At 64.0% G+C, this 20,360-nt stretch carries 20 protein-coding genes; 2 read left to right on the top strand and 18 right to left on the bottom strand.

The features are described 5' to 3' along the window. Nucleotides 1–62: 62 nt before the first annotated feature. On the bottom strand, nt 63–395 hold the full coding sequence (locus tag HDG33_RS03760) for an RnfH family protein (RefSeq protein ID WP_090800565.1): 333 nt from the start codon (nt 393–395) through the stop codon (nt 63–65). Beyond that, complete coding sequence (locus HDG33_RS03755) at nt 392–829, bottom strand: type II toxin-antitoxin system RatA family toxin (RefSeq protein ID WP_018417666.1); 438 nt, start codon at nt 827–829, stop codon at nt 392–394. Before HDG33_RS03755 ends, HDG33_RS03760 begins: the two co-directional genes overlap by 4 nt. Nucleotides 830–929: 100 nt before the next feature. Between HDG33_RS03755 and smpB the strand changes: the two genes are divergently transcribed. Further along, nucleotides 930–1,376 (top strand): SsrA-binding protein SmpB, encoded by a 447-nt coding sequence (gene smpB, locus HDG33_RS03750; protein WP_013089686.1) that lies wholly within the window; start codon nt 930–932, stop codon nt 1,374–1,376. Nucleotides 1,377–1,476: 100 nt separating this feature from the next. Here smpB and HDG33_RS03745 read toward each other — a convergent pair whose 3' ends face one another. From HDG33_RS03745 to ppsA, 3 genes are all read right to left on the bottom strand, one after another. After that, nucleotides 1,477–2,424, bottom strand: coding sequence for an SPFH domain-containing protein (locus tag HDG33_RS03745; RefSeq protein ID WP_184022647.1), 948 nt, complete (start codon nt 2,422–2,424; stop codon nt 1,477–1,479). 87 nt (nt 2,425–2,511) lie between these two features. After that, on the bottom strand, nt 2,512–2,967 hold the full coding sequence (locus HDG33_RS03740) for an NfeD family protein (protein WP_090805347.1): 456 nt from the start codon (nt 2,965–2,967) through the stop codon (nt 2,512–2,514). A 118-nt stretch (nt 2,968–3,085) separates the two neighbouring features. Then, nucleotides 3,086–5,488 carry a phosphoenolpyruvate synthase gene (gene ppsA / locus HDG33_RS03735; RefSeq protein ID WP_184022646.1) on the bottom strand — a complete coding sequence of 801 codons (2,403 nt, stop codon included), beginning with the start codon at nt 5,486–5,488 and terminating at the stop codon, nt 3,086–3,088. A gap of 515 nt (nt 5,489–6,003) precedes the next feature. On the opposite strand from ppsA, the gene HDG33_RS03730 reads away from it, so the two are divergent. Continuing rightward, on the top strand, nt 6,004–6,819 hold the full coding sequence (locus HDG33_RS03730) for a pyruvate, water dikinase regulatory protein (RefSeq protein ID WP_090800570.1): 816 nt from the start codon (nt 6,004–6,006) through the stop codon (nt 6,817–6,819). 64 nt (nt 6,820–6,883) lie between these two features. Here the strand turns inward: HDG33_RS03730 and HDG33_RS03725 are convergent, their stop codons facing one another. From HDG33_RS03725 to frr, 13 genes are all read right to left on the bottom strand, one after another. Next, complete coding sequence (locus HDG33_RS03725; RefSeq protein ID WP_184022645.1) at nt 6,884–7,672, bottom strand: RNA methyltransferase; 789 nt, start codon at nt 7,670–7,672, stop codon at nt 6,884–6,886. Between the two features lie 91 nt (nt 7,673–7,763). Continuing rightward, nucleotides 7,764–8,513: a ribonuclease HII gene (rnhB, locus tag HDG33_RS03720; protein WP_184022644.1), complete on the bottom strand. Its 750-nt coding sequence runs from the start codon at nt 8,511–8,513 to the stop codon at nt 7,764–7,766. Continuing rightward, a complete protein-coding gene (gene lpxB / locus HDG33_RS03715) occupies nt 8,510–9,679 on the bottom strand; it encodes a lipid-A-disaccharide synthase (RefSeq protein ID WP_184022643.1) in 1,170 nt (389 codons plus the stop codon). The genes rnhB and lpxB overlap by 4 nt, the downstream gene beginning before the upstream one ends. A gap of 3 nt (nt 9,680–9,682) precedes the next feature. Next, nucleotides 9,683–10,471, bottom strand: coding sequence for an acyl-ACP--UDP-N-acetylglucosamine O-acyltransferase (lpxA, locus tag HDG33_RS03710; RefSeq protein WP_184022642.1), 789 nt, complete (start codon nt 10,469–10,471; stop codon nt 9,683–9,685). Nucleotides 10,472–10,571: 100 nt separating this feature from the next. Next, nucleotides 10,572–11,036 carry a 3-hydroxyacyl-ACP dehydratase FabZ gene (gene fabZ, locus HDG33_RS03705; protein WP_006048683.1) on the bottom strand — a complete coding sequence of 155 codons (465 nt, stop codon included), beginning with the start codon at nt 11,034–11,036 and terminating at the stop codon, nt 10,572–10,574. Between the two features lie 186 nt (nt 11,037–11,222). Then, the gene (gene lpxD / locus HDG33_RS03700) at nt 11,223–12,335 is read right to left on the bottom strand and encodes a UDP-3-O-(3-hydroxymyristoyl)glucosamine N-acyltransferase (RefSeq protein WP_184022641.1); all 1,113 of its coding nucleotides are present in this window, start codon (nt 12,333–12,335) and stop codon (nt 11,223–11,225) included. A 132-nt stretch (nt 12,336–12,467) separates the two neighbouring features. Further along, entirely contained in the window at nt 12,468–12,989 is a 522-nt protein-coding gene (locus HDG33_RS03695; RefSeq protein WP_026225318.1) for an OmpH family outer membrane protein, read from the bottom strand. Between the two features lie 89 nt (nt 12,990–13,078). Beyond that, nucleotides 13,079–15,382 carry an outer membrane protein assembly factor BamA gene (gene bamA / locus HDG33_RS03690; RefSeq protein WP_184022640.1) on the bottom strand — a complete coding sequence of 768 codons (2,304 nt, stop codon included), beginning with the start codon at nt 15,380–15,382 and terminating at the stop codon, nt 13,079–13,081. A gap of 67 nt (nt 15,383–15,449) precedes the next feature. Next, a complete protein-coding gene (gene rseP / locus HDG33_RS03685) occupies nt 15,450–16,844 on the bottom strand; it encodes an RIP metalloprotease RseP (RefSeq protein WP_018417653.1) in 1,395 nt (464 codons plus the stop codon). 7 nt (nt 16,845–16,851) lie between these two features. Then, a complete protein-coding gene (locus HDG33_RS03680; RefSeq protein WP_184022639.1) occupies nt 16,852–18,057 on the bottom strand; it encodes a 1-deoxy-D-xylulose-5-phosphate reductoisomerase in 1,206 nt (401 codons plus the stop codon). Between the two features lie 10 nt (nt 18,058–18,067). Next, the gene (locus tag HDG33_RS03675) at nt 18,068–18,889 is read right to left on the bottom strand and encodes a phosphatidate cytidylyltransferase (RefSeq protein WP_184022638.1); all 822 of its coding nucleotides are present in this window, start codon (nt 18,887–18,889) and stop codon (nt 18,068–18,070) included. Then, complete coding sequence (uppS, locus tag HDG33_RS03670; RefSeq protein ID WP_184022637.1) at nt 18,883–19,662, bottom strand: polyprenyl diphosphate synthase; 780 nt, start codon at nt 19,660–19,662, stop codon at nt 18,883–18,885. Before uppS ends, HDG33_RS03675 begins: the two co-directional genes overlap by 7 nt. Before the next feature lie 62 nt (nt 19,663–19,724). Further along, the gene (gene frr, locus HDG33_RS03665) at nt 19,725–20,285 is read right to left on the bottom strand and encodes a ribosome recycling factor (protein WP_090800586.1); all 561 of its coding nucleotides are present in this window, start codon (nt 20,283–20,285) and stop codon (nt 19,725–19,727) included. Nucleotides 20,286–20,360 lie beyond the last annotated feature (75 nt).

Here is a 20,360-nt window from a genome sequence, read left to right as displayed (position 1 = left end):
GACGCGATGATGCAAGACGGGCGGCGCGCGAAAAAGTCCGCCGCCCCCCCAACTAGCGCCGCCTAGCGCGAATCCTTGTTCAACCAACGCCGCCCCTCGATCGACCCCGCCTTGCGTGTCTTTTCGACGCGGCGTTGGCGCGACACCTTCGGATCCACCAGCAACGGCCGGTAAATCTCGACGCGATCATGGTCCGCCAGCACTGTATCGAGCGGTTTGAGCTTGCCGAACACGCCCACCTTCTGCGTGTTCAGATCGATCGACGGAAAGCGCTGCAGAATCCCGCTTGCGCCGATCGCCTGTTGCAGCGTCGCGCCCGCGGGCAACTCGACCGCAATCAGCGCCTGCTCTGCAGCGAGCGCATAGCAGACCTCGACCGTTAGCCGCGCACTCATGACTGACCATAGCGCTGGTTGGCGCGCTTCACGAACGATTCGACGAAGGTATTGGCGATGTGATTGAACACCGGCCCGATGATCTTCTCGAGCAGTATGCTGGTGAACTCGTAGTGCAGCGCGAATTCGATCTTGCACGCATCGGCGCGCAGCGGCGTGAAGCGCCAGAAACCGGTGAACTTGCGAAACGGACCGTCGGCGAATTCCATGTCGATGCGCGTGGGGCGCTCCATCGAGTTGCGCGTGGCGAAATGCTGCTTGATGCCCTTGAAGTTGATATCGATCCTCGCCTCCATGCTGGTGTCGTCCCGGTGACGAATTTCGATGCCCCCGCACCATGGCAGGAACTTGGGGTAATCGTCGACGTCGGTGACGAGGTCGAACATCTGCTCCGCCGAGTGGCGAATCAAAACGGTTTTCTGGACATCTGCCATAAATTGAACAGCGCGTGGCAACGGTGGACGAGCGCCGCGGGCTTTCCTTGCCCCGCTTTGCTAAAATCGTGATTTTAAACGAGTTGGGCACTTTCCATTCATGAGCATCATAGACAACAGAAAAGCCTTCTACGACTACTCGGTCGAGGAACGCTATGAGGCAGGCCTCGTGCTCGAAGGATGGGAGGTCAAGGCGTTGCGCGCCGGGCGCGGCCAGATCAAGGAAGGCTACGTGGTGATCCGCAACGGCGAGCTGTTCCTGATCGGCACGCACATCAGCCCGCTGCCCGAAGCGTCGACGCACATCCATCCCGACCCGGTGCGCACGCGCAAGCTGCTGCTGCATAGCGAGGAGATCAGCAAGCTGATCGGCAAGGTCGAGCAGCGCGGCTACACGCTCGTGCCGCTGAATTTTCACTACAAGAACGGTCGCGTCAAATGCGAGATCGGTCTCGCGAAGGGCAAGAAGATGCACGACAAGCGCGAGACCGAGAAGAAGCGCGACTGGGAGCGCGAGAAGGCGCGCTTGATGCGCTCGCCGACCTGAACGCGATTCGTTTCCGGCTCATGCAAAAATGGCCCGCGCATCGATATGCGGGCCATTTGCTTTTACGTCACGCACTCATTGCGCATGCATTGCCCGTTCGTCAGCGCAAGTCGCCGCGCGGCGGCTCCGCTGCCGCCTTGCTCCTGTTCACGATGGTCAGCGCCGACGCGATCATCGAACTCATGTTCGACATGTCGCCCGGCACGATCAGTGTCGTGCCCTGCCTGGCGAGGTTCGAGAACGCGTTCACGTACTGTTCGGCCACCTTCAGATTCACCGCGTCCATGCCGCCGTTCAGCTGGATCGCCGCCGCGATCTTCTGGATCGCCTGCGCGTTCGCCTCGGCTACCGCCAGAATCGCCGCGGCCTGCCCCTGCGCCTGATTGATCGCTGCCTGACGCTCGCCTTCGGACTTCTGGATCGCCGCCTCGCGGCCGCCCGACGCGATATTGATCTGCTCCTGCTTGCGCCCTTCCGATGCCGCGATCAGCGCGCGTTTCTCGCGCTCGGCGGTGATCTGCGCCTGCATCGCGTGAAGGATTTCCTTTGGCGGCGTCAGGTCCTTGATCTCGTAGCGCAGCACTTTTACGCCCCAGTTCGCGGCCGCCTCGTCCAGCGCGGACACGATGCTGTGATTGATGAAATCGCGCTCCTCGAAGGTCCGGTCCAGCTCCAGCTTGCCGATGACCGAGCGCAGCGTGGTCTGCGACAACTGCGTGATCGCGAACACGAAGTTGCTCGATCCGTACGATGCCTTCATCGGATCGGTGACCTGGAAATACAGCACACCGTCGACCTGCAGTTGCGTGTTGTCGCGCGTAATACAGACCTGGCTCGGCACTTCGAGAGGAATTTCCTTCAGCACGTGCTTGTACGCGACCCGGTCGACGAACGGGAACGCGAAGCTCAGACCCGGCGTCAGCGTCGCGTGATAACGGCCGAGGCGCTCGAGCACCCACGCATGCTGCTGCGGCACGATCTTGATGGTCTGCGACGCGAGCACGATCACGACGATCAGCAGCACTGCCCCGACAATGGTTGAATCCATATCGCTACCCTCCGATTCTGCTTCGAATAGTTGTGCGCAGGTTGGTCGGGCCTGCGTTTTCAGCTTGGGCGGCCGGCGCTCAGATCGTCAGGTCGCGCTCGCGCGCGCCTTCGGCTGCCGGCTCGCGACGACGACGAGGCAACTGCCCCGCAACTCCTTGATCTCGTAGACCTGCGCGTCTTCGGGTTCGCCCGCGGCCAGCTCGATGTCCCATGCCGCGCCACGATAGGTCGCGCGTGCTTTGCGCCCCTGCCAGGCCGGCACGTTCAGCGTCTGCCCGATATCCAGATTGACATCCGGATTGCGCGACGCCTGCTCGCGCCTACGACGGCCGAAGCGCGAGCGTCTGAGCACCACGACCGCCGCGAGCGCAACCAGCGCCGCCACTACGAATTGCAGATCGGTCCCGGCGCCGGCAATGCGCGCAAGCGCGGCCGCGACGAAGCCGAACGCGATCATCAACAGATAGAAGGTGCCGCTCATCAGCTCCAGCACGACAAGCACACCCGCCCCGATCCACCAGAACAGTCCGCCAGGCGCCACGTCGACCTCCACAAAGCAAAACACCCCGGTTCTACCGGGGTGTTTATAGCACGAAGCGCACGTGCCTTTAACGCGTGCCGAATGCCGCTTGCGAAAGCGGCATTCGATACCTCGCGAGTTACTGCTTCGCCTTTGCCAGCTGCTGCCACGTATCGATGATCGTGTCGGGGTTGAGCGAGATCGACTCGATGCCTTCGTCAGTCAGCCATTGCGCGAAGTCCGGATGATCCGACGGCCCCTGGCCGCAGATACCGACGTACTTGTCGAGACGCAGACAGGTTTCGATCGCGCGCTTGAGCAGGAACTTGACCGCTGGATCACGCTCGTCGAAATCGACCGCGAGCAGCTCCATGCCCGAGTCGCGGTCGAGGCCGAGCGTGAGCTGCGTGAGATCGTTCGAGCCGATCGAGAATCCGTCGAAGTACTGCAGGAACTCTTCCGCGAGGATCGCGTTCGTCGGCACTTCGCACATCATGATCAGACGCAGGCCCTTCTCGCCGCGCTTCAGGCCGAACTTCGCGAGCAGCCCGACCACGCGCTCCGCCTGCTTCAGCGTACGCACGAACGGCACCATGATCTCGACGTTGTCGAGGCCCATCTCTTCACGCACCTTCTTCAGCGCGACGCATTCCATCTGGAACGCCTCGGCGAAGTCTTCCGCGATATAGCGCGACGCGCCGCGGAAACCCAGCATCGGGTTTTCCTCGTCCGGCTCGTAGCGCGAACCACCGATCAGCTTCTTGTACTCGTTCGACTTGAAGTCCGACATACGGACGATGACGGGCTTCGGATAGAACGCCGCCGCGATCGTTGCGATACCTTCGGTCAGCTTGTCGACGTAGAACGCGCGCGGCGACGCGTGACCGCGCGCGACGCTTTCGACCGCCTTCTTCAGGTCCTGATCGACGTTCGGGTACTCGAGGATCGCCTTCGGGTGCACGCCGATGTTGTTGTTGATGATGAACTCGAGCCGCGCGAGACCCACACCTGCGTTCGGCAGTTGCGAGAAGTCGAATGCGAGCTGCGGATTGCCGACGTTCATCATGATCTTCACCGGAATCGGCGGCAGTTCGCCGCGCTGCACTTCGGTGATTTCGGTTTCGAGCAGGCCGTCGTAGATCTTGCCTTCGTCGCCTTCCGCACATGACACGGTGACGAGTGCGCCGTCCTTCAGCACGTCGGTCGCGTCGCCGCAGCCGACCACGGCCGGCACGCCCAGCTCACGCGCGATGATCGCCGCATGGCAGGTGCGGCCGCCACGGTTCGTGACGATCGCCGACGCACGCTTCATGACCGGCTCCCAGTTCGGGTCGGTCATGTCGGCGACGAGCACGTCGCCCGGCTGCACGCGGTCCATCTCCGACGGGTCGTGGATCACGCGCACCGGACCCGCGCCGATCTTCTGACCGATCGCGCGGCCCGTTGCCAGCACGTTCGACTGGCCCTTCAGCTTGAAGCGCTGCTCGGCCTTGCCGCCGCCCTGGCTCTTCACCGTTTCCGGACGCGCCTGCAGGATGAAAATCTTGCCGTCGCGGCCGTCCTTGCCCCACTCGATGTCCATCGGACGCTGGTAGTGCTTCTCGATGATCACCGCGTACTTCGCGAGCTCGATCACGTCTTCGTCGGTGATCGAGAAGCGGTTGCGCTGTTCGTGCGCGACGTCGATGGTCTTCACGCGGCCCGGCTCGCCCGGCTTCGTGAACTCCATCTTGATCAGCTTCGAGCCGATCGAGCGGCGAATGATCGGGTACTTGCCCTGCGCGAGCGTGGTCTTGAACACGTAGAACTCGTCCGGATTCACCGCGCCCTGCACGACGGTTTCGCCGAGGCCATAGCTCGACGTGATGAAGACGGCGTCCTTGAAGCCCGATTCGGTGTCCAGCGTGAACATCACGCCCGCGGCGCCGACGTCCGAACGCACCATGCGCTGCACGCCCGCCGACAACGCGACTTCAGCATGCGTGAAGCCCTTGTGGACGCGATAGGAGATGGCGCGGTCGTTATACAGCGACGCGAACACGTGCTTCATGCGATCGAGCACGTCGTCGATGCCGACCACGTTCAGGTAGCTTTCCTGCTGACCGGCGAACGATGCGTCCGGCAGGTCTTCCGCGGTCGCGGATGAACGCACGGCAAACGACAGTTCCTCGGGCGAGCTCTGTTGCAGCGTGTCGAACCCCGCGCGAATGTCAGCCTCGAGCTGCGGCTGCAGCGGCGCGTCGACGATCCATTGACGGATCTCCTTGCCCGCTTCGGCGAGCGCCTTCACGTCGTCGACGTCGAGCGTCTCGAGACGTTTGGCGATGCGCTCGGTCAGATCGTTGTGCTGCAGGAAGTCACGGAACGCGAGCGCGGTGGTCGCGAAGCCGGTCGGCACGCGCACGCCGGCTTCGGCGAGCTGGCTGATCATCTCGCCCAGCGACGCGTTCTTGCCGCCGACGATCTCCACGTCGGTCATCCGCAACTGCTCGAACGGAACTACATACGCCTTGTCCTTTGCGACGGTAACTGCGTTAGTCATACAAGCCCCTAAGTGTGAAAGAAATTCACGGCTGTGCAAGTGGGCTTGAACACGGGCAGCCCATTGAAAGCCTCGACCCCGTGTCTTGCACAACCTGTTAGATAAGCAATCGCCTGGACGGCGGAGATGCGTTGCATGGCGCGCCGGCCGTGGAGCACGAGGCGGACGCACCGAAGAACGCGGTTGAGCGGACTTACCGCTCGATCTGTTGCGTTCAACGCATGTTGACATTAGATAACGTGACGTTGAACGACCGTTCGCGGCAAGTTAGCGGCCAATCGCCTGCAATTGCTTATCCAACAGGTTGCCGCTATTCTACCGTGCCGACTCCTGAAATGTGGCAGTCGGTCGAGAATTGCGCCTCGAATCGCGCGCCGAGCGAGCCAGCGGGCTTTTGCGAGACCGCCCGCGCGGGGCACGAGCGCGGCGCGCCCGCCGCCGCGCGGTTTGATTCGAGCGCGTTGTCGCGCTCACGCTTTCCGGCTCATTTGCCTTTCACGTTCACAGATCCTCTGATGCCGCCCACCGTATTCATCGTCTCAGACGGTACCGGGATTACTGCCGAAACCTTCGCGCATTCGATCCTCTCCCAGTTCGACCAGAAATTCCGCCTGGTCCGCGTGCCATTCGTCGACTCGACCGAGAAGGCCTACGCAACGCTCGAAAAGATCAACGAAGCGGTCGTGCAGGACGGCCGTCGACCGATCGTGTTCACCACGCTGGTCGATAGCTCGTCGAATCAGATCGTGAAGGGTTCGAACGCGCTCGTGCTCGACATGTTCCAGACCTTCGTCGAGCCGCTCGAGCAGGAACTGGAACTGAAGTCGAGCCACGCGATGGGCCGCGGCCACCAGAACGCGGACACCGAGGAGTACAAGAACCGGATCGAGGCGATCAATTTCTCGCTCGCGCACGACGACGGTCAATCGAATCGCAATCTCGCAGACGCCGACGTGATCCTCGTCGGCGTGTCGCGCAGCGGCAAGACGCCGACGAGCCTTTACCTGGCGATGCAGTACGGCGTGAAAGCGGCGAACTATCCGCTGATTCCCGAAGATTTCGAACGCGGCAAGCTGCCGACGCCGCTACGCGAGCATCGACAGAAGATGTTCGGCTTGTCGATCGATCCGCAGCGGCTGTCGGAGATCCGTAACGAGCGGCGGCCGGGCAGCAAGTATGCGGCGCCGGAAAACTGCCGCTATGAGATCAACGAAGCCGAAACGATGATGCGGCGCGAGGGGATCAAGTGGCTGTCGTCGACGCACAAGTCGATCGAGGAAATCGCTACGACGATCCTGCAGGAGATCAAGCTGGATCGGCCGTCGTATTGACGGTCAAGCCGGGCAGGCATTGCGTTGCCGGGCCAGAGCCCCGGCAACGCTACTTACAGTAAGTCTACTTTTTGCGCCCGCGCTGCTGCCGGCACTGCTCGAACACGCAGACCGCCGCCGCGGCCGCCACGTTCAGCGACTCCATACCGCCGGGCTGCGGAATCGTCACCCGCAACGATACGGCATCGCGCCACGCCTGCGACACGCCCGCCCCTTCGTTGCCGAACACCCACGCGAGCGGCCTGCTCAGGTCGCTGTCATAGATCGCTTCGGCACCGTGCGAATCGGTGATGACGATCGGTACCGCGAGCCGTTCGATCAGCGCACGCGCTTCGACATCCTCATGCATCTGCAACAGGAAGTGCGCGCCCATCCCGGAACGCAGCACCTTCGACGACCACGCGTATGCGGTGCCCGGCGCGCAGAACACGTGCTCGATACCCGCAGCCGCTGCGCTGCGCAGAATCGAGCCGACGTTGCCCGCGTCCTGCACGCCATCGAGCACGAGACAGTTTTGCTCGACGCGCTCGGGCAGCGGTGCGTCGAGCTTCTCGACGAGCAGCAGAATCCCGACCCCATGCACGACATTCGACAACTGCCCGAACAATGCATCCGGCAGCGTCACGAGCCGATGCTCGTCGATCCGTGACACGATCGCCTGCGCTTCGTCGTGACGCAACGCGCCGTCGGTGACGACGCATAGCTCCGGCTGACCTGCGACGTCGAGATACGTGCTCGCGAGATGGAAGCCCTCGAGCAGCGCGTGGCCGCTGCGGCGCTGTTGATGCGTCGAGCCGGCCAGTGCCTTCAGGCGCTTGTAGAGCGGATTGTCCCGCGAGGTGATGGCTTTCACAGGCAGCGAAGGCGGTGAGAAGGGAAAAGGAATCAGCGGCAATCAACGGCACCCAAGCGCGCAGCGCGCTCGAGCCGCGCTGATGGGTCGGTCACGCGAAGCCGGCTTCGCCGAACGCATCGCCGTCGAGCAGCAGTGCGTCGGCCACGACGACGGCGTCCGCCAGCGGCAACGGCACGCCAGTGCCGAATCGCAAATGCGCTTCGCGCACCGGCGCGAACGATCGCCGATGATGCTCGCACGGCCCATGCTCGCGCAGCGCCGCGAGATGCTGCGGCGTGCCATAACCGGCATGCGCGTCGAAGCCGTACATCGGATACGCCTGGTGCAGTTCGACCAGCATGCGGTCGCGCGTGACCTTCGCGAGAATCGACGCCGCCGAGATGCTCTTCACGAGCGCGTCGCCGCCAATCACCGCCTCGCTACGGATGCTGAGCGTCGGGCAACGGTTGCCGTCGATCTTCACGAGCGTCGGCACGACCGACAGGCCCTCGACCGCGCGCTTCATCGCGAGCATGGTGGCGTGCAGGATGTTCAGCGAATCGATTTCCTCGACTGTCGCCGACGCGATGCAGTACGCGAGCGCACGCTCGACGATCTTGTCGTACAGCGCTTCGCGCTTGAGTGCGCTCAGCGCCTTCGAATCGTCGAGGCCACGGATCATCGGTTTGGCGGGATCGAAAATCACCGCCGCCGCGACGACCGGACCGGCCAGCGGTCCGCGCCCTGCCTCGTCGACGCCGCAGACGATGTCGTCGGCGCTCTCGAAGTTCAGGCCGGCTTGCGCCACTACCCGAACGGTGGCCGCGATCTTCCGGCGAGGCGCGCGCGCGGCGGTCATGGCCGCCCTGCCCGCTGCTCGACGACGCTCGCCACGACTTCGGCCGCGCGCTGCGCGGTGTTCTGCTTCAGCACGTGATGCATCTCCGTGAAGATTTCCTTCAGCGTGCGCCGGTTCGCCTCGTCGCGCAACTGTTTCAGCGTCGCCTCGGCGAGCGCCTGCGGCGTCGCGAAGTGCTGCAGGATCTCCGGCACCACGAAACGCCCGGCCAGGATGTTCGGCAGGCCGACGTACGGCAGATAGCCCTGGCGGCGCATGATCTGGCCGGTCAGCCAGGGCACCTTGTACGAAATCACCATCGGCTTTTTCAGCAGCGCGGCTTCGAGCGTGACGGTGCCGCTCTTCACGAGAATCGCGTCGGCGGCGGTCATCGCGAGTTGCGACTGACCTTCGGTGATGGTCAGCACGAGGCCCGGATGTGCATCGACGAGCGGCTGCAGCAACGCGCGCAACGCCGGCGTCGCCGCCGGCATCACGAAGCGCACGCTGGGCTCCTGGTGCTGCATCATCTCCATCGCCGCGAAGAACGTCGGGCCGATCAGATCGATCTCGGAGCGCCGGCTGCCCGGCAGCACCGCGATCACCGGCCCGCTTTCCGCGAGACCGAGTGCGCGGCGCGCACCGAGGGTGTCGGGTTCGAGCGGGATCTGATCGGCCAGCGGATGCCCGACGTACGACGCCGCGACACCCGCCTTTTCGAGCAGCGCGGTTTCGAACGGGAACACGCACAGCATGTGGTCGACGGCCTTGGCGATCTTCTTGATGCGCCCGCCACGCCACGCCCAGATGGACGGGCAGACGAAGTGCACGGTCGGAATGCCGGCGTCGCGCAGTGCGTGCTCGAGCCCGAAATTGAAGTCGGGCGCGTCGACGCCGACGAACACGGACGGCGGTTCGGCGAGCAGCTGACGCTTGAGCTCGTTGCGGATACCGAGGATTTCAGGAATGTGCCGCAGTGCTTCGACATAGCCGCGCACCGTCAGCTTTTCCATCGGCCAGTGGGCGTCGAAGCCCGCGGCGATCATGCGCGGACCGCCGATGCCGTAGTACTGCGTGGCGGCCGGCAACCGGCTGGCGAGGCCGTCGAGCAGCGACGCGGCGAGCAGGTCGCCGGACGGCTCGCCGGCCACCATCGCGACGCGCAGCGGACTGGGTTGCAACCTCATCGGTTAGCGGATGATGCCGCGCTGCGACGCTTCGACGAACGCGAGCAGCGTCTGCACCGGGGCGTCGCCGTCACCGCCGGCCGAACCGAGTTCCTTCAGTTGCACCTTCGCTTCTTCGAGCGACAGGCCGTTCTTGTACAGCACGCGATACGCGGTGCGCAGCACCGAGATCGCGTCGGCCGAGAAGCCGCGGCGGCGCAGCCCTTCGACGTTGATGCCGTGCGGCTCGGCCTTGTTGCCCGCGGCGATCACGTACGGCGGCACGTCCTGCACGAGCGCCGACGCGCCGCCGAGCATCGAATGCGCACCGATGCGCACGAACTGATGCACGCCCGACATGCCGCCGATGATCGCGTAGTCGCCGATCGTCACGTGACCGGCCATCTGCGCGTTGCTCGACAGGATCACGTTGTTGCCGACGTGGCAGTCGTGACCGATGTGCACGTAGGCCATGATCCAGTTGTCGTCGCCGAGCGTGGTGACGCCCGCGTCCTGCACCGTGCCGGTGTGGATCGTCGTGAACTCGCGGATCATGTTGCGGTTGCCGATCACGAGCCTGGTCGGCTCGTCCCGGTACTTCATGTCCTGCGGACGCCCGCCGACCGATGCGTAATGGCCGATGCGGTTGTCTTCGCCGAGCGTGGTATAGCCTTCGATCACGCTGTGCGAGCCGACCGTGCTGCGCGCACCGATCGTCACGTGTGCGCCGATCACCGCATAGGGCCCGACTTCGACGGATTCGTCCAGCTGCGCGCCCGCTTCGATGATCGCGGTGGGATGGATCCTGCTCATGCGTCCTCGCTTCTGATTCTGTTGCGTTGTGTGGATGGCCTTGCCGTCAGGGCCGCCGCGCGCGTGCCTTGCCGCGCCGCGACCTGCCCCGACGCGGGCTTTACGCGTCTTTGTCCGTGTGGCGCACCGCGCACATCAGATCGGCTTCCGCCGCGACGACGCCATCCACTTCGGCGCGCGCCTTGAACTTCCAGATGCCGCGCATGTGACGCTCGAACGTGCAGTTCAGGATCAGCTGATCGCCCGGTTCCACCACGCGCTTGAAGCGCGCGTTGTCGATGCCGACGAACAGGTACAGCGTGTTCGACGGATCGCTCGGCTCTTCCGAGAACGTCAGCAGCGCCGCGGTCTGCGCGAGGGCTTCGAGGATCAGCACGCCTGGCATCACCGGCCGCGTCGGGAAATGTCCCTGGAAATACGGCTCATTGATCGACACGTTCTTCAACGCTTTGATGCTCTTGTGCGGTTCGAGTTCGAGCACCCGGTCGACCAGCAGGATCGGATAACGATGCGGCAGCAGCGTGAGAATCTTATGAATGTCGAGATTGATTTTTTCGGTGCTCATGGTGTTTCTGCTCACGCATTGACTGCGCGATGATGACTGCGGATGCTGGGTGCAGGTGGGTTGAAAACGCGCACGACCGGCGCCTCTGATGACCGGTGGTCGTGCCACCCGGTCACGGCCACCGGCTTTGCTTCATGATGCTCGACCACTATTTTACGCGGTGCGGATGGGTCGCCGGGATAACTGTCAGATCTTGTTGCCTGCGGGTTGACCTGCGGCGCCGTCAGTGGCATTGCCGGCTTTGTCGACGGTGGCGTTCTCCAGCGCTTTGATGCGATCGCGAAGCTTGTCGATATTGCGCAGCAGCGCGGCGCTTTTGTTCCAGTCCGCGTGGTTCACGGCCGGGAACGCGCTCGTGTACATGCCGGGCTTCAGCAGCGACTTCGACACGCCCGACTTTGCGGTGACGATCACGTAATCGGCGAGCGTCACGTGTCCGGCAATGCCGACCGCGCCGCCGATCATGCAATGACGGCCGATGGTCGTGCTGCCCGCGATGCCCGCGCAGCCCGCGATCACCGTGTAGGCGCCGACCTTGCAGTTGTGGCCGATCTGCACGAGGTTGTCGATCTTCACGCACTCCTCGATGATCGTGTCGGCCATCGCGCCGCGGTCGATCGTGGTGTTCGCGCCGATTTCGACGTCGTTCGCGATCGACACGCCGCCGACCTGCGGAATCTTGACCCAACTGCCGGTGCGTGCGTCGCCCTCGCCGACGAAGTCGGGCGCGAAGCCGAAGCCGTCCGAGCCGATCACCGCGCCCGCTTGGACGATCACGCGCTCGCCGAGCTTGCAGCCGTGGTACACGGTCACGTTCGGATACAGATGTGAGTTCGCCCCGACGCGGGTGCCGCGGCCGATTACGACGTTGGCGTCGAGCCGCGCGTGCTCGCCGATCACTGCGCCCGCTTCCACGGTGACACGCGGACCGATCACCGCGCTCGCGGCGACCTGGGCGGAAGGATCGATGGTTGCGCTCGGATGCACGCCGGGGACCGCCCTCGGCGCGGCCAGGTCGATGAAGGTTTGCGCGATGCGCGCAAAGTAAGCGTAGGGATTCGGCGTGACGATGAAGTTTCGAGCTTCGCGCGAGGCGAGCTTCGCAAGGTCGCCGGCATTGATCAGCACTGCGCCGGCGCGGGTCGTTTCGACCTGCGACAGATACTTCGGATTGGCGAGGAACGCCAACTGGTCCGGGCCTGCCTGGTCGAGCGGCGCAAGACTGCTCACGCGCTGCGCCCCGTTACCGACTACTTCACCACCGAACCGCTGGACGATGTCCTCGAGCGTAAATGCCATGCCTATCCCGTCTCCAATGTCGACCAGAGTTGGCGCTTTAGCGCTTACTCTGGTCCCATTCAAATCATTGCGAGGGCGCGCGCCGAGGCGTGCGGGGCGACCGTGCGCCGCCCTCAGTCGCCCTCATTGCCCTTAGTTGCCCGATGCCGCCAGTGCCTTCAGCACCTGGTCGGTGATATCGATGCGCGGGCTCACGTACACCGCTTCCTGGACGATCAGATCGTAGTGCTGCGTTTCGGCGATCTGCTTGATGACCTTGTTCGCGCGATCGAGCACCGCCGCGAGTTCCTCGTTGCGGCGCTGGTTCAGGTCTTCGCGGAACTCACGCTGCTTCCGTTGGAAGTCCGAATCGAGCTGCGACAGGTCGCGCTGCTTTTGCGCGCGATCGGTCGCTGACATTGTCGCGCCATTCTTGTCGAGTGCATCGGACATCGACTTGAGCTTTTGCGCCATGTCGGCGAGATCCTTGTCCCGCTTCGCGAATTCGGCCTCGAGCTTCAGCTGCGCGGCTTTCGCCGCCGCCGATTCGCGCAGGATGCGGTCGGAATTCACCGCGGCGATCCTCGCCTCCTGCGCGTGCGCCATGCCGACCCCGAGGGTCATTGCCAGCGCCAATGCGCACGCTACACGTTTCGAAAACATACCGGTTAGCAAAGTCATCCTCTCGATACTGTAGTTTGGCCGGGTCCGCCGCCGCAGCCGGCGGCCGGCAACGCCGGCCGCCGGGAACACCCGCCGCCCGATCAGAACGCCGTCCCGATCTGGAACTGGAACTTCTGGTACTGGTCGCCAGTGTGCTTCGTGAGCGGGAAGCCAAGGCTCAACTTGAGCGGGCCGATCGGCGAGATCCACGCGAGACCCACACCGTAGCCGTAACGCAGGCCATTTGCGCCGATGCTGTTACCTTCCGTTCCCCACACGTTACCGGCGTCGAGGAACGTGAACACACGCAGCGTGCGATCGTAGCCCGTGCCTGGCAGCGGGAACGTGAGCTCGATATTGCCGACGAGCAGCTTCGAGCCGCCGATCGGGTCGTTGGTCTTCGCGTCTCGCGGACCGAGCGAGCTCGGCTCGTAGCCGCGCACCGAACCGATACCGCCGGCGAAGTAGTTCTTGAAGATCGGATAAGGCTTGCCGCCGAGGCCGTTACCGTAGCCGCCCTGGAAGTTGAAGCCCAGCACGAAGCCACGCGCGAACGAGTAATAGTACTGCGCGTTGATGTCGGCCTTGTAGTACTGCGTGCCCCCGACCGGCGTGCCGTACTCGGCGTTCGCCTGCGTGAAGTAGCCGCGGCTCGGCACCAGCGCGCTGTCACGCGCGTCGCGCGACCAACCGACCGTCAGCGGTACGTTGTTCGACACGCGGCCGAACTGGTTCACGTAGTCGATATAGCTTTGCGGCGTATTCGAGTCGATGTCGAGCTGGTTCTGCTCGAAGCCGACGCCGAAAAACACCGTGTCGACTTCGGAGAACGGAATGCCGAACTTCAGGTCACCGCCTATCGTGACGATCTTGAAGCTCGAATCGGTCGAATAGTACAGCGGCTGGTACGTGCGGTAGTAGACGTCGGTGATCCGCTTGATGCCATCCACCGTGAAGTACGGGTCGACCTGCGTGACCGTCAGCGTACGGTACGTCTTCGCGGTATTGATGTTCACCGCGAGGCTCGTGCCGGAGCCGAACACGTTGTCCTGCGAGATACCCGCCGACAGCACCACCTTGTCCGTCGACGAGAAACCCGCACCGAGCGTGATCGCGCCGGTCGGCTTTTCGGCGACCTTCACGTCGATGTCGACTTGGTCGGGCGTGCCTTCGACCGGCACCGTGGTCACGTCGACGTCGGTGAAGTAGCCGAGACGGTTGATACGGTCCTTCGACAGCGCGAGGCGGTTCGAATCGAACCACGAGCTTTCGAGCTGGCGCATTTCGCGACGCACCACTTCGTCGCGCGTGCGCGTGTTGCCGACCACGTTGATGCGTCGCACGTACACGCGACGGCTCGGGTCGACCTGAAGCGTCAGGTCGACGGTGTGGTTGTTCTGGTCGATCTGCGGCTGTGCATTGACGGTCGCGAACGCGTAGCCGTACTCGCCGAGCTTGTCGACGATCGCCTTCGTGGTGGCCTGCAGCTTTTCGGCCGAGAAGCGGTCGCCCGGCTTGATCTTGATCAGCTTCTTCAGTTCCGCTTCGCGGTCGAGCAGATTGCCGGCGAGGCGGATGTTCGAAATCGTGTACGGCTGACCTTCATGCAGCGTGACCGTCAGGTACATGTCCTTCTTGTCCGGCGAAATCGACACCTGGGTCGATTCGATGCTGAACTCGAGATAGCCGCGGTTCAGGTAGTACGAGCGGACGTTCTCGAGGTCGCCGGTGAGCTTGTCTTTCGCGTACAGGTCGTTCTTCGTGTACCACGAGAACCAGTTCGGCGTGGACAGCTGCATTTCGTCGCGTAGCGTGCCGGTGCTGAATGTCTTGTTGCCGATGAAGTTGATCTGACGGATCTTCGCGCTCGGACCTTCGGCCACCGAGAACAGGATGCCGACGCGGTTGCGGTCGATCGGCGTGATCGTCGTGGTGACTTCAGCCGCGTAAAAGCCGCGCGTCAGATACTGGCGCTTCAGTTCCTGCTCGGCCTTGTCGACGAGGGCCTTGTCGTAGTAGCGGCCTTGCGACAGCCCGACCGCGCGCAGCGCCTTGATCAGGTTGTCCTTGTCGAACTCGTGGATACCGGCGAAGTCGATCGTGCCGATGGCCGGGCGCTCTTGCACCTGCACGATCACCACGTTGCCTTCGGTCGCGATCTTGACGTCGTTGAAGAAGCCCGTCGCGTACAGCGCGCGAATCGCTTCGGACGCCTTGTCGTCGGAAAAGGTATCGCCTTGCTTGATGGGCAGGTACGCGAACACCGTGCCCGGTTCGACGCGTTGCAATCCCTCAATGCGAATGTCTTGCACCACGAAGGGCGTCGTTGCGTGAGCAACCAGCCCATGCGCGGCGAACGCCGCGGCTACAACCGTCTTTGGACCAAAGCGATGAGGTTTGAACAACGTGCTTCCCCAGTATGTATAGCTGCATCAGGCCTGGCGGCCGCCCTCGTGAACGCCGCCGGACACTTTAAAAATGGATTAAACGAGCCAGATCGTTGAACAGCGCAATCGCCGACAACGCGACGATGCAGGCAAGCCCCGCCCTCTGAAAAACGAGTTGCCAGCGATCGGAGACAACTTTACCGGTCACAGCTTCAACCAAATAATATAACAGATGACCCCCATCCAATACCGGAATTGGTAGCAGGTTCAGCACGCCGAGGCTAATGCTGACAAGGGCCAGGAACGACAGAAACGCGGCAGGACCCAGACGTGCGCTCTTTCCCGCGTAGTCGGCGATCGTCACCGGACCGGACAGATTCTTCAGCGATGCCTCGCCGACGATCATCCGGCCGAACATCCTGACCGAGTACACCGCGAGATCCCAGGTACGGCGCGCGCCGAGGTGGAGGCTCTCGAGCGGCCCGTAGCGCACGTCGATCGACGGCACCTGGGTCGCCAGCTCCGCGCCGATGCGGCCGATCTGCTGCCCGCTCGCCGCATCGCGCTGCAGCTGCGGCACGATGGTGATTTCTTCGAGCGCGCCCGCCGCATGACCGCCACGGCCCCCGCGCTCCACCCGCAGCGTGACCGGCACGCCGGCGTGCGATTTTACAAAAGCGATGAAGGCCGAGGCATTATCGGTCGGCGTGCCGTTGATCGCGCGCAGCCGGTCGCCGGCGACGAGCCCCGCCTTTTGCGCGGCGCTGCCCGCCTGCACGCCCGCCACCGTCAGCTTGCCGCCACCGGGCTCGAAGCCGAGGCGCGACATCAGATCGTCGTCGACGTCTTTCTCGCCGAGGCCGCGCAGGTCCATCGGAAAATCGGACGTGCCGTGCGCGTCTTTTGCACTGAGCACGATGCGCTGCTGATCGAACGCGGCGCCGAGCAGCTTCCAGCGCAGATCCGACCACGACCGCACCGGCTCGGTCTCATCGCTATGGCCGGTGCGCACACCGACGATGGTCTCGCCGCCCTCGAAGCCCGCCAGCGCGGCCGGCGTGTTCGGCGCGGGTGTCGCGATCACGGCGGCCGGTTCGGTCACGCCAGTTGCGAACACGAGCGCGAACAGCACGATCGCGAGCAGGAAATTCGCGACCGGACCGGCCGCGACGATCGCGAAGCGCCGCCACACCGACTGACGGTTGAACGCATGCGGCAGATCCGCTTCGGGAATCGAACCGGGGCCGGTCTCGCGCTCGTCGAGCATCTTCACGTAGCCGCCGAGCGGCAGCGCGGCAATCGTCCACTCGGTGCCCGTCTTCGGACTGACCCACTGAACGAGCGGCTTGCCGAAGCCGATCGAGAAGCGCAGCACCTTCACGCCGCACAGACGCGCAACGCTGTAGTGCCCGTACTCGTGGACTACCACGAGTACGCCAATCGCAACCGCGAAAGCGAGCAGTTCGATCAGCAGATTCATAGACGCCTCACTGGACGGCGCGTTCCGTGCGACGGGCGCCGTCAGGCAGACGCGCGATGAATTCGGTAGCAGCTCGGCGCGCGGCGGCGTCCGCTTCGATGACGTCGTCGAGCGCGTGCGCGCGGCGGTTCGGCAACGCGTTCAGCACCGAGTCGACCGTCTCGGCAATCGCCATGAAGCCGATGCGGCGCGCGAGAAATGCCTCCACCGCGATCTCGTTCGCGGCGTTCAACGCCGCGCTCGCGACGCCGCCTTCCACAAGCGCCTTCATGGCGAGCGCGAGGCACGGGAAGCGCGCGTAGTCGGGTTTTTCGAACGACAGCGACGCGATCTCCGCGAGATCGAGCTGCGCGACCCCGGAATCGACGCGATCCGGAAACGCGAGCGCGTGCGCGATCGGCGTGCGCATGTCGGGGTTGCCGAGCTGCGCGAGCACCGAACCGTCCGCGTACGACACCAGCGAATGAATCACGCTCTGCGGATGGATCAGCACGTCGATGCGCTCGCCGGGCAGGTTGAACAGCCAGTGCGCCTCGATCACTTCGAGGCCCTTGTTCATCATCGTGGCCGAGTCGACCGAGATCTTGCGGCCCATCACCCAGTTCGGATGCTTGCAGGCTTCGTCAGGCGTCACGTCGACGAGCGTGGCCGGTTCGCGCGTACGGAACGGGCCGCCCGATGCGGTCAGGATGATCTTTGAAACGCCGCCATGCAGCGACGCTTCACGCGGCAGGCATTGGAAAATCGCGTTGTGTTCGCTGTCGACCGGCAGCAGCACCGCGCCGTGGTCGCGCACCGCGTCCATGAAGATCGCGCCGGACATCACCAGCGCTTCCTTGTTCGCGAGCAGGATGCGCTTGCCGGCGCGCGCCGCGGCAAGGCTCGGCGCGAGACCGGCCGCGCCGACGATCGCCGCGACCACCGTGTCGCAGCCCTCGCCCTTCGCGACGTCGACGAGCGCCTGCGGCCCGTACGTGACCTCGGTCTTGCTGCCCGCTTCGCGCAGCTTCGCGGCGACCTTCGCGGCCGTGTCGGCGTCGCCGACCACCGCCACTTCGGGCGCGAAACGCAGGCATTGCCCGACGAGCTTGTCGCCGTTGCGATGCGCGCTCAGCGCGTAAATCGAAAACCGCTCGGGATGACGCGCGACCACGTCGAGCGTACTGTCTCCAATCGAGCCCGTGGAACCGAGCAATGTCAGACGTTTTTGCATATCTCTTTCTCTAGCCGAGCAGCAGCATGGCGAGCGGCAGCACCGGCAACAACGCGTCGATGCGATCGAGCACGCCGCCGTGCCCCGGCAACAGGCCGCTCGAGTCTTTGACGCCGGCCTGACGTTTCATCATCGATTCGAACAGGTCACCGACCACGCTGAAAACCACCAGCAGAGTCAGCGCGAGCACCGTGCGCAGCGCACCCAGTTGCGCCAGCAGCGCAGAATACAGGGTCGGCTCGAACGCGTGCAAAAAGATCGCCGCGGCCGCGACGATCATGACCAGCAGCCAGCCGCCGATCGCCCCCTCCCAGGTTTTACCCGGACTGATCGCTGGCGCCAGCTTGTGCTTGCCAAATGCCTTCCCGGAGAAGTATGCGCCGATATCGGCGAGCCATACCAATAGCAGCAGCGACAGCACGAACGGCACACCCTGCATGCGCGCGGCGACGAGAGCATGCCAGCACGCGATGAAACCGACGATTCCGGAAAGAAACAGAAACGCGCGCCACGCGCCCTGCGCGAGCACGGGCTTGCGCAGCAGCACGAATGGACCGGCGATCACCCAGAAAATCGCCGCCGCCTGGAAGAACGGCCGCGCAGGCTCGGTGCCGATGCCCACCCGCGTACTGGTGACGAGTCCGAGTGCCGCGACGAGCGCGTACAGCACCGGACCCGCGCCACCGAGCTTCAGCAGGCGCGCCCACTCCCACGCGGCGAACACGACGACGAAAGCGATCAGCGCGCCGAATGCGCCGACAGGCGCGAACAGCGTGACAGGCAGGAACACTGCCAGCAACACGATCGCCGTGATGACACGGGTCTTTAGCATGGAAGCGAATCGACGTTCTGCGATTGCGGCTCGAGCTGAGCACTGGTGCGGCCGAAGCGGCGTTCCCGCTCCGTGTACGAAGCGATGGCGTGACCGAGCGCGTCGGCGTCGAAATCCGGCCAGAACGTGTCGGTGAAATAGAACTCGGTGTAGGCAAGCTGCCACAGCAGGAAGTTGCTGACGCGGCGCTCGCCGCCGGTGCGGATGAACAGGTCCGGCTCGGGTGCGTAGGCCATCGACAGGTGCTCGGCGAACGCGTCCTCGTTGACCTCGACCGGCTTGCCCGCCGCCGCTTGCTCGACGAGCTTGCGGGTGGCCTGCATGATGTCCCAGCGCCCGCCGTAGTTCGCGGCGATGGTCAGCGTGAGACGGGTGTTGCGCGCGGTCTTGGTTTCCGCGCGCTTGATCAGATCGCGGATCTTGTCGTCGAAACGCTCGAGATCGCCGACCACGCGCAAACGGATCCCGTTCGCGTGCAGCTTGCCGATCTCGCGCTCGAGCGCGGTGACGAACAGGCGCATCAGGAACGATACCTCCTCGTTCGGACGGCGCCAGTTCTCCGAGCTGAACGCGAACAGCGTCAGATATTCGACGCCCCGCCGCGCGCACGCCTCGACGGCCGCCCGCACCGCGTCGACGCCGCGCGTATGGCCCGCCACGCGGGGCAGACGCCGCTGCGTGGCCCAACGGCCGTTGCCATCCATGATGATCGCGATATGTCGCGGCACCGCGGCGACTTCAGGCACGCGCACGGTTGAGCTGGTATAGGTCATGGCCGTCGGGACAGTAATGCCAGTAAAGAAGTGGAAATCAGAAGGTGCTGGGCCGAACGGCGTCAGACCGTCATGATCTCGGCTTCTTTCGTTGTGACGAGCTTGTCGATTTCGGCGACGAACTTGTCCGTCAGCTTCTGGACGTCGTCACCGGCACGACGCTCGTCGTCTTCCGAGATTTCCTTGTCCTTGACGAGCTTCTTCAGTTGCTCGTTGGCGTCGCGGCGCAGGTTGCGCACGGCCACCTTGGCCGTTTCGGCTTCGCTGCGAACGACCTTGGTCAGCTCGCGGCGACGCTCTTCGGTCAACGCTGGCATCGGTACGCGGATCACATCGCCATGGGTAGCTGGGTTCAGACCGAGATCCGACTCGCGGATCGCCTTTTCGACGACCTGGACCATCTTCTTTTCCCACGGCTGCACGCCGATCGTGCGCGCGTCGATCAGCGTCAGGTTCGCGACCTGCGAAATCGGCACCGGCGAGCCATAGTAGTCGCACTGGATATGATCGAGCAGGCCCGTGTGCGCACGGCCCGTGCGGATCTTCGACAGGTCGTTCCTGAACGCGTCGATGGAGCGCTGCATCTTCTGTTCAGCGCCCTTCCTGATATCAGCCACAGACATTTTTAAACCTCCGAACCTTCAAAACGGTGCGAGCCGCCCGGCACGCGCGATGCGGCGGCCCGGGCTCGCGTCAAA

It is taken from the genome of Paraburkholderia sp. Cpub6 (assembly GCF_014201065.1).
GTDB classification, from domain to species: domain Bacteria; phylum Pseudomonadota; class Gammaproteobacteria; order Burkholderiales; family Burkholderiaceae; genus Paraburkholderia; species Paraburkholderia tuberum.
Note: the sequence above shows the minus strand (reverse complement) of the source record. Positions and strands in the feature narration are given on the sequence as shown.

Coding starts and splice junctions, on each gene's coding strand:
- HDG33_RS03760 (WP_090800565.1), bottom strand. CDS start 395: ATGAGTGCGCGGCTAACGGTCGAGGTCTGCTATGCGCTCGCTGCAGAG.
- HDG33_RS03755 (WP_018417666.1), bottom strand. CDS start 829: ATGGCAGATGTCCAGAAAACCGTTTTGATTCGCCACTCGGCGGAGCAG.
- smpB (WP_013089686.1), top strand. CDS start 930: ATGAGCATCATAGACAACAGAAAAGCCTTCTACGACTACTCGGTCGAG.
- HDG33_RS03745 (WP_184022647.1), bottom strand. CDS start 2,424: ATGGATTCAACCATTGTCGGGGCAGTGCTGCTGATCGTCGTGATCGTG.
- ppsA (WP_184022646.1), bottom strand. CDS start 5,488: ATGACTAACGCAGTTACCGTCGCAAAGGACAAGGCGTATGTAGTTCCG.
- HDG33_RS03730 (WP_090800570.1), top strand. CDS start 6,004: ATGCCGCCCACCGTATTCATCGTCTCAGACGGTACCGGGATTACTGCC.
- rnhB (WP_184022644.1), bottom strand. CDS start 8,513: ATGACCGCCGCGCGCGCGCCTCGCCGGAAGATCGCGGCCACCGTTCGG.
- lpxB (WP_184022643.1), bottom strand. CDS start 9,679: ATGAGGTTGCAACCCAGTCCGCTGCGCGTCGCGATGGTGGCCGGCGAG.
- lpxA (WP_184022642.1), bottom strand. CDS start 10,471: ATGAGCAGGATCCATCCCACCGCGATCATCGAAGCGGGCGCGCAGCTG.
- fabZ (WP_006048683.1), bottom strand. CDS start 11,036: ATGAGCACCGAAAAAATCAATCTCGACATTCATAAGATTCTCACGCTG.
- lpxD (WP_184022641.1), bottom strand. CDS start 12,335: ATGGCATTTACGCTCGAGGACATCGTCCAGCGGTTCGGTGGTGAAGTA.
- rseP (WP_018417653.1), bottom strand. CDS start 16,844: ATGAATCTGCTGATCGAACTGCTCGCTTTCGCGGTTGCGATTGGCGTA.
- HDG33_RS03680 (WP_184022639.1), bottom strand. CDS start 18,057: ATGCAAAAACGTCTGACATTGCTCGGTTCCACGGGCTCGATTGGAGAC.
- HDG33_RS03675 (WP_184022638.1), bottom strand. CDS start 18,889: ATGCTAAAGACCCGTGTCATCACGGCGATCGTGTTGCTGGCAGTGTTC.
- uppS (WP_184022637.1), bottom strand. CDS start 19,662: ATGACCTATACCAGCTCAACCGTGCGCGTGCCTGAAGTCGCCGCGGTG.
- frr (WP_090800586.1), bottom strand. CDS start 20,285: ATGTCTGTGGCTGATATCAGGAAGGGCGCTGAACAGAAGATGCAGCGC.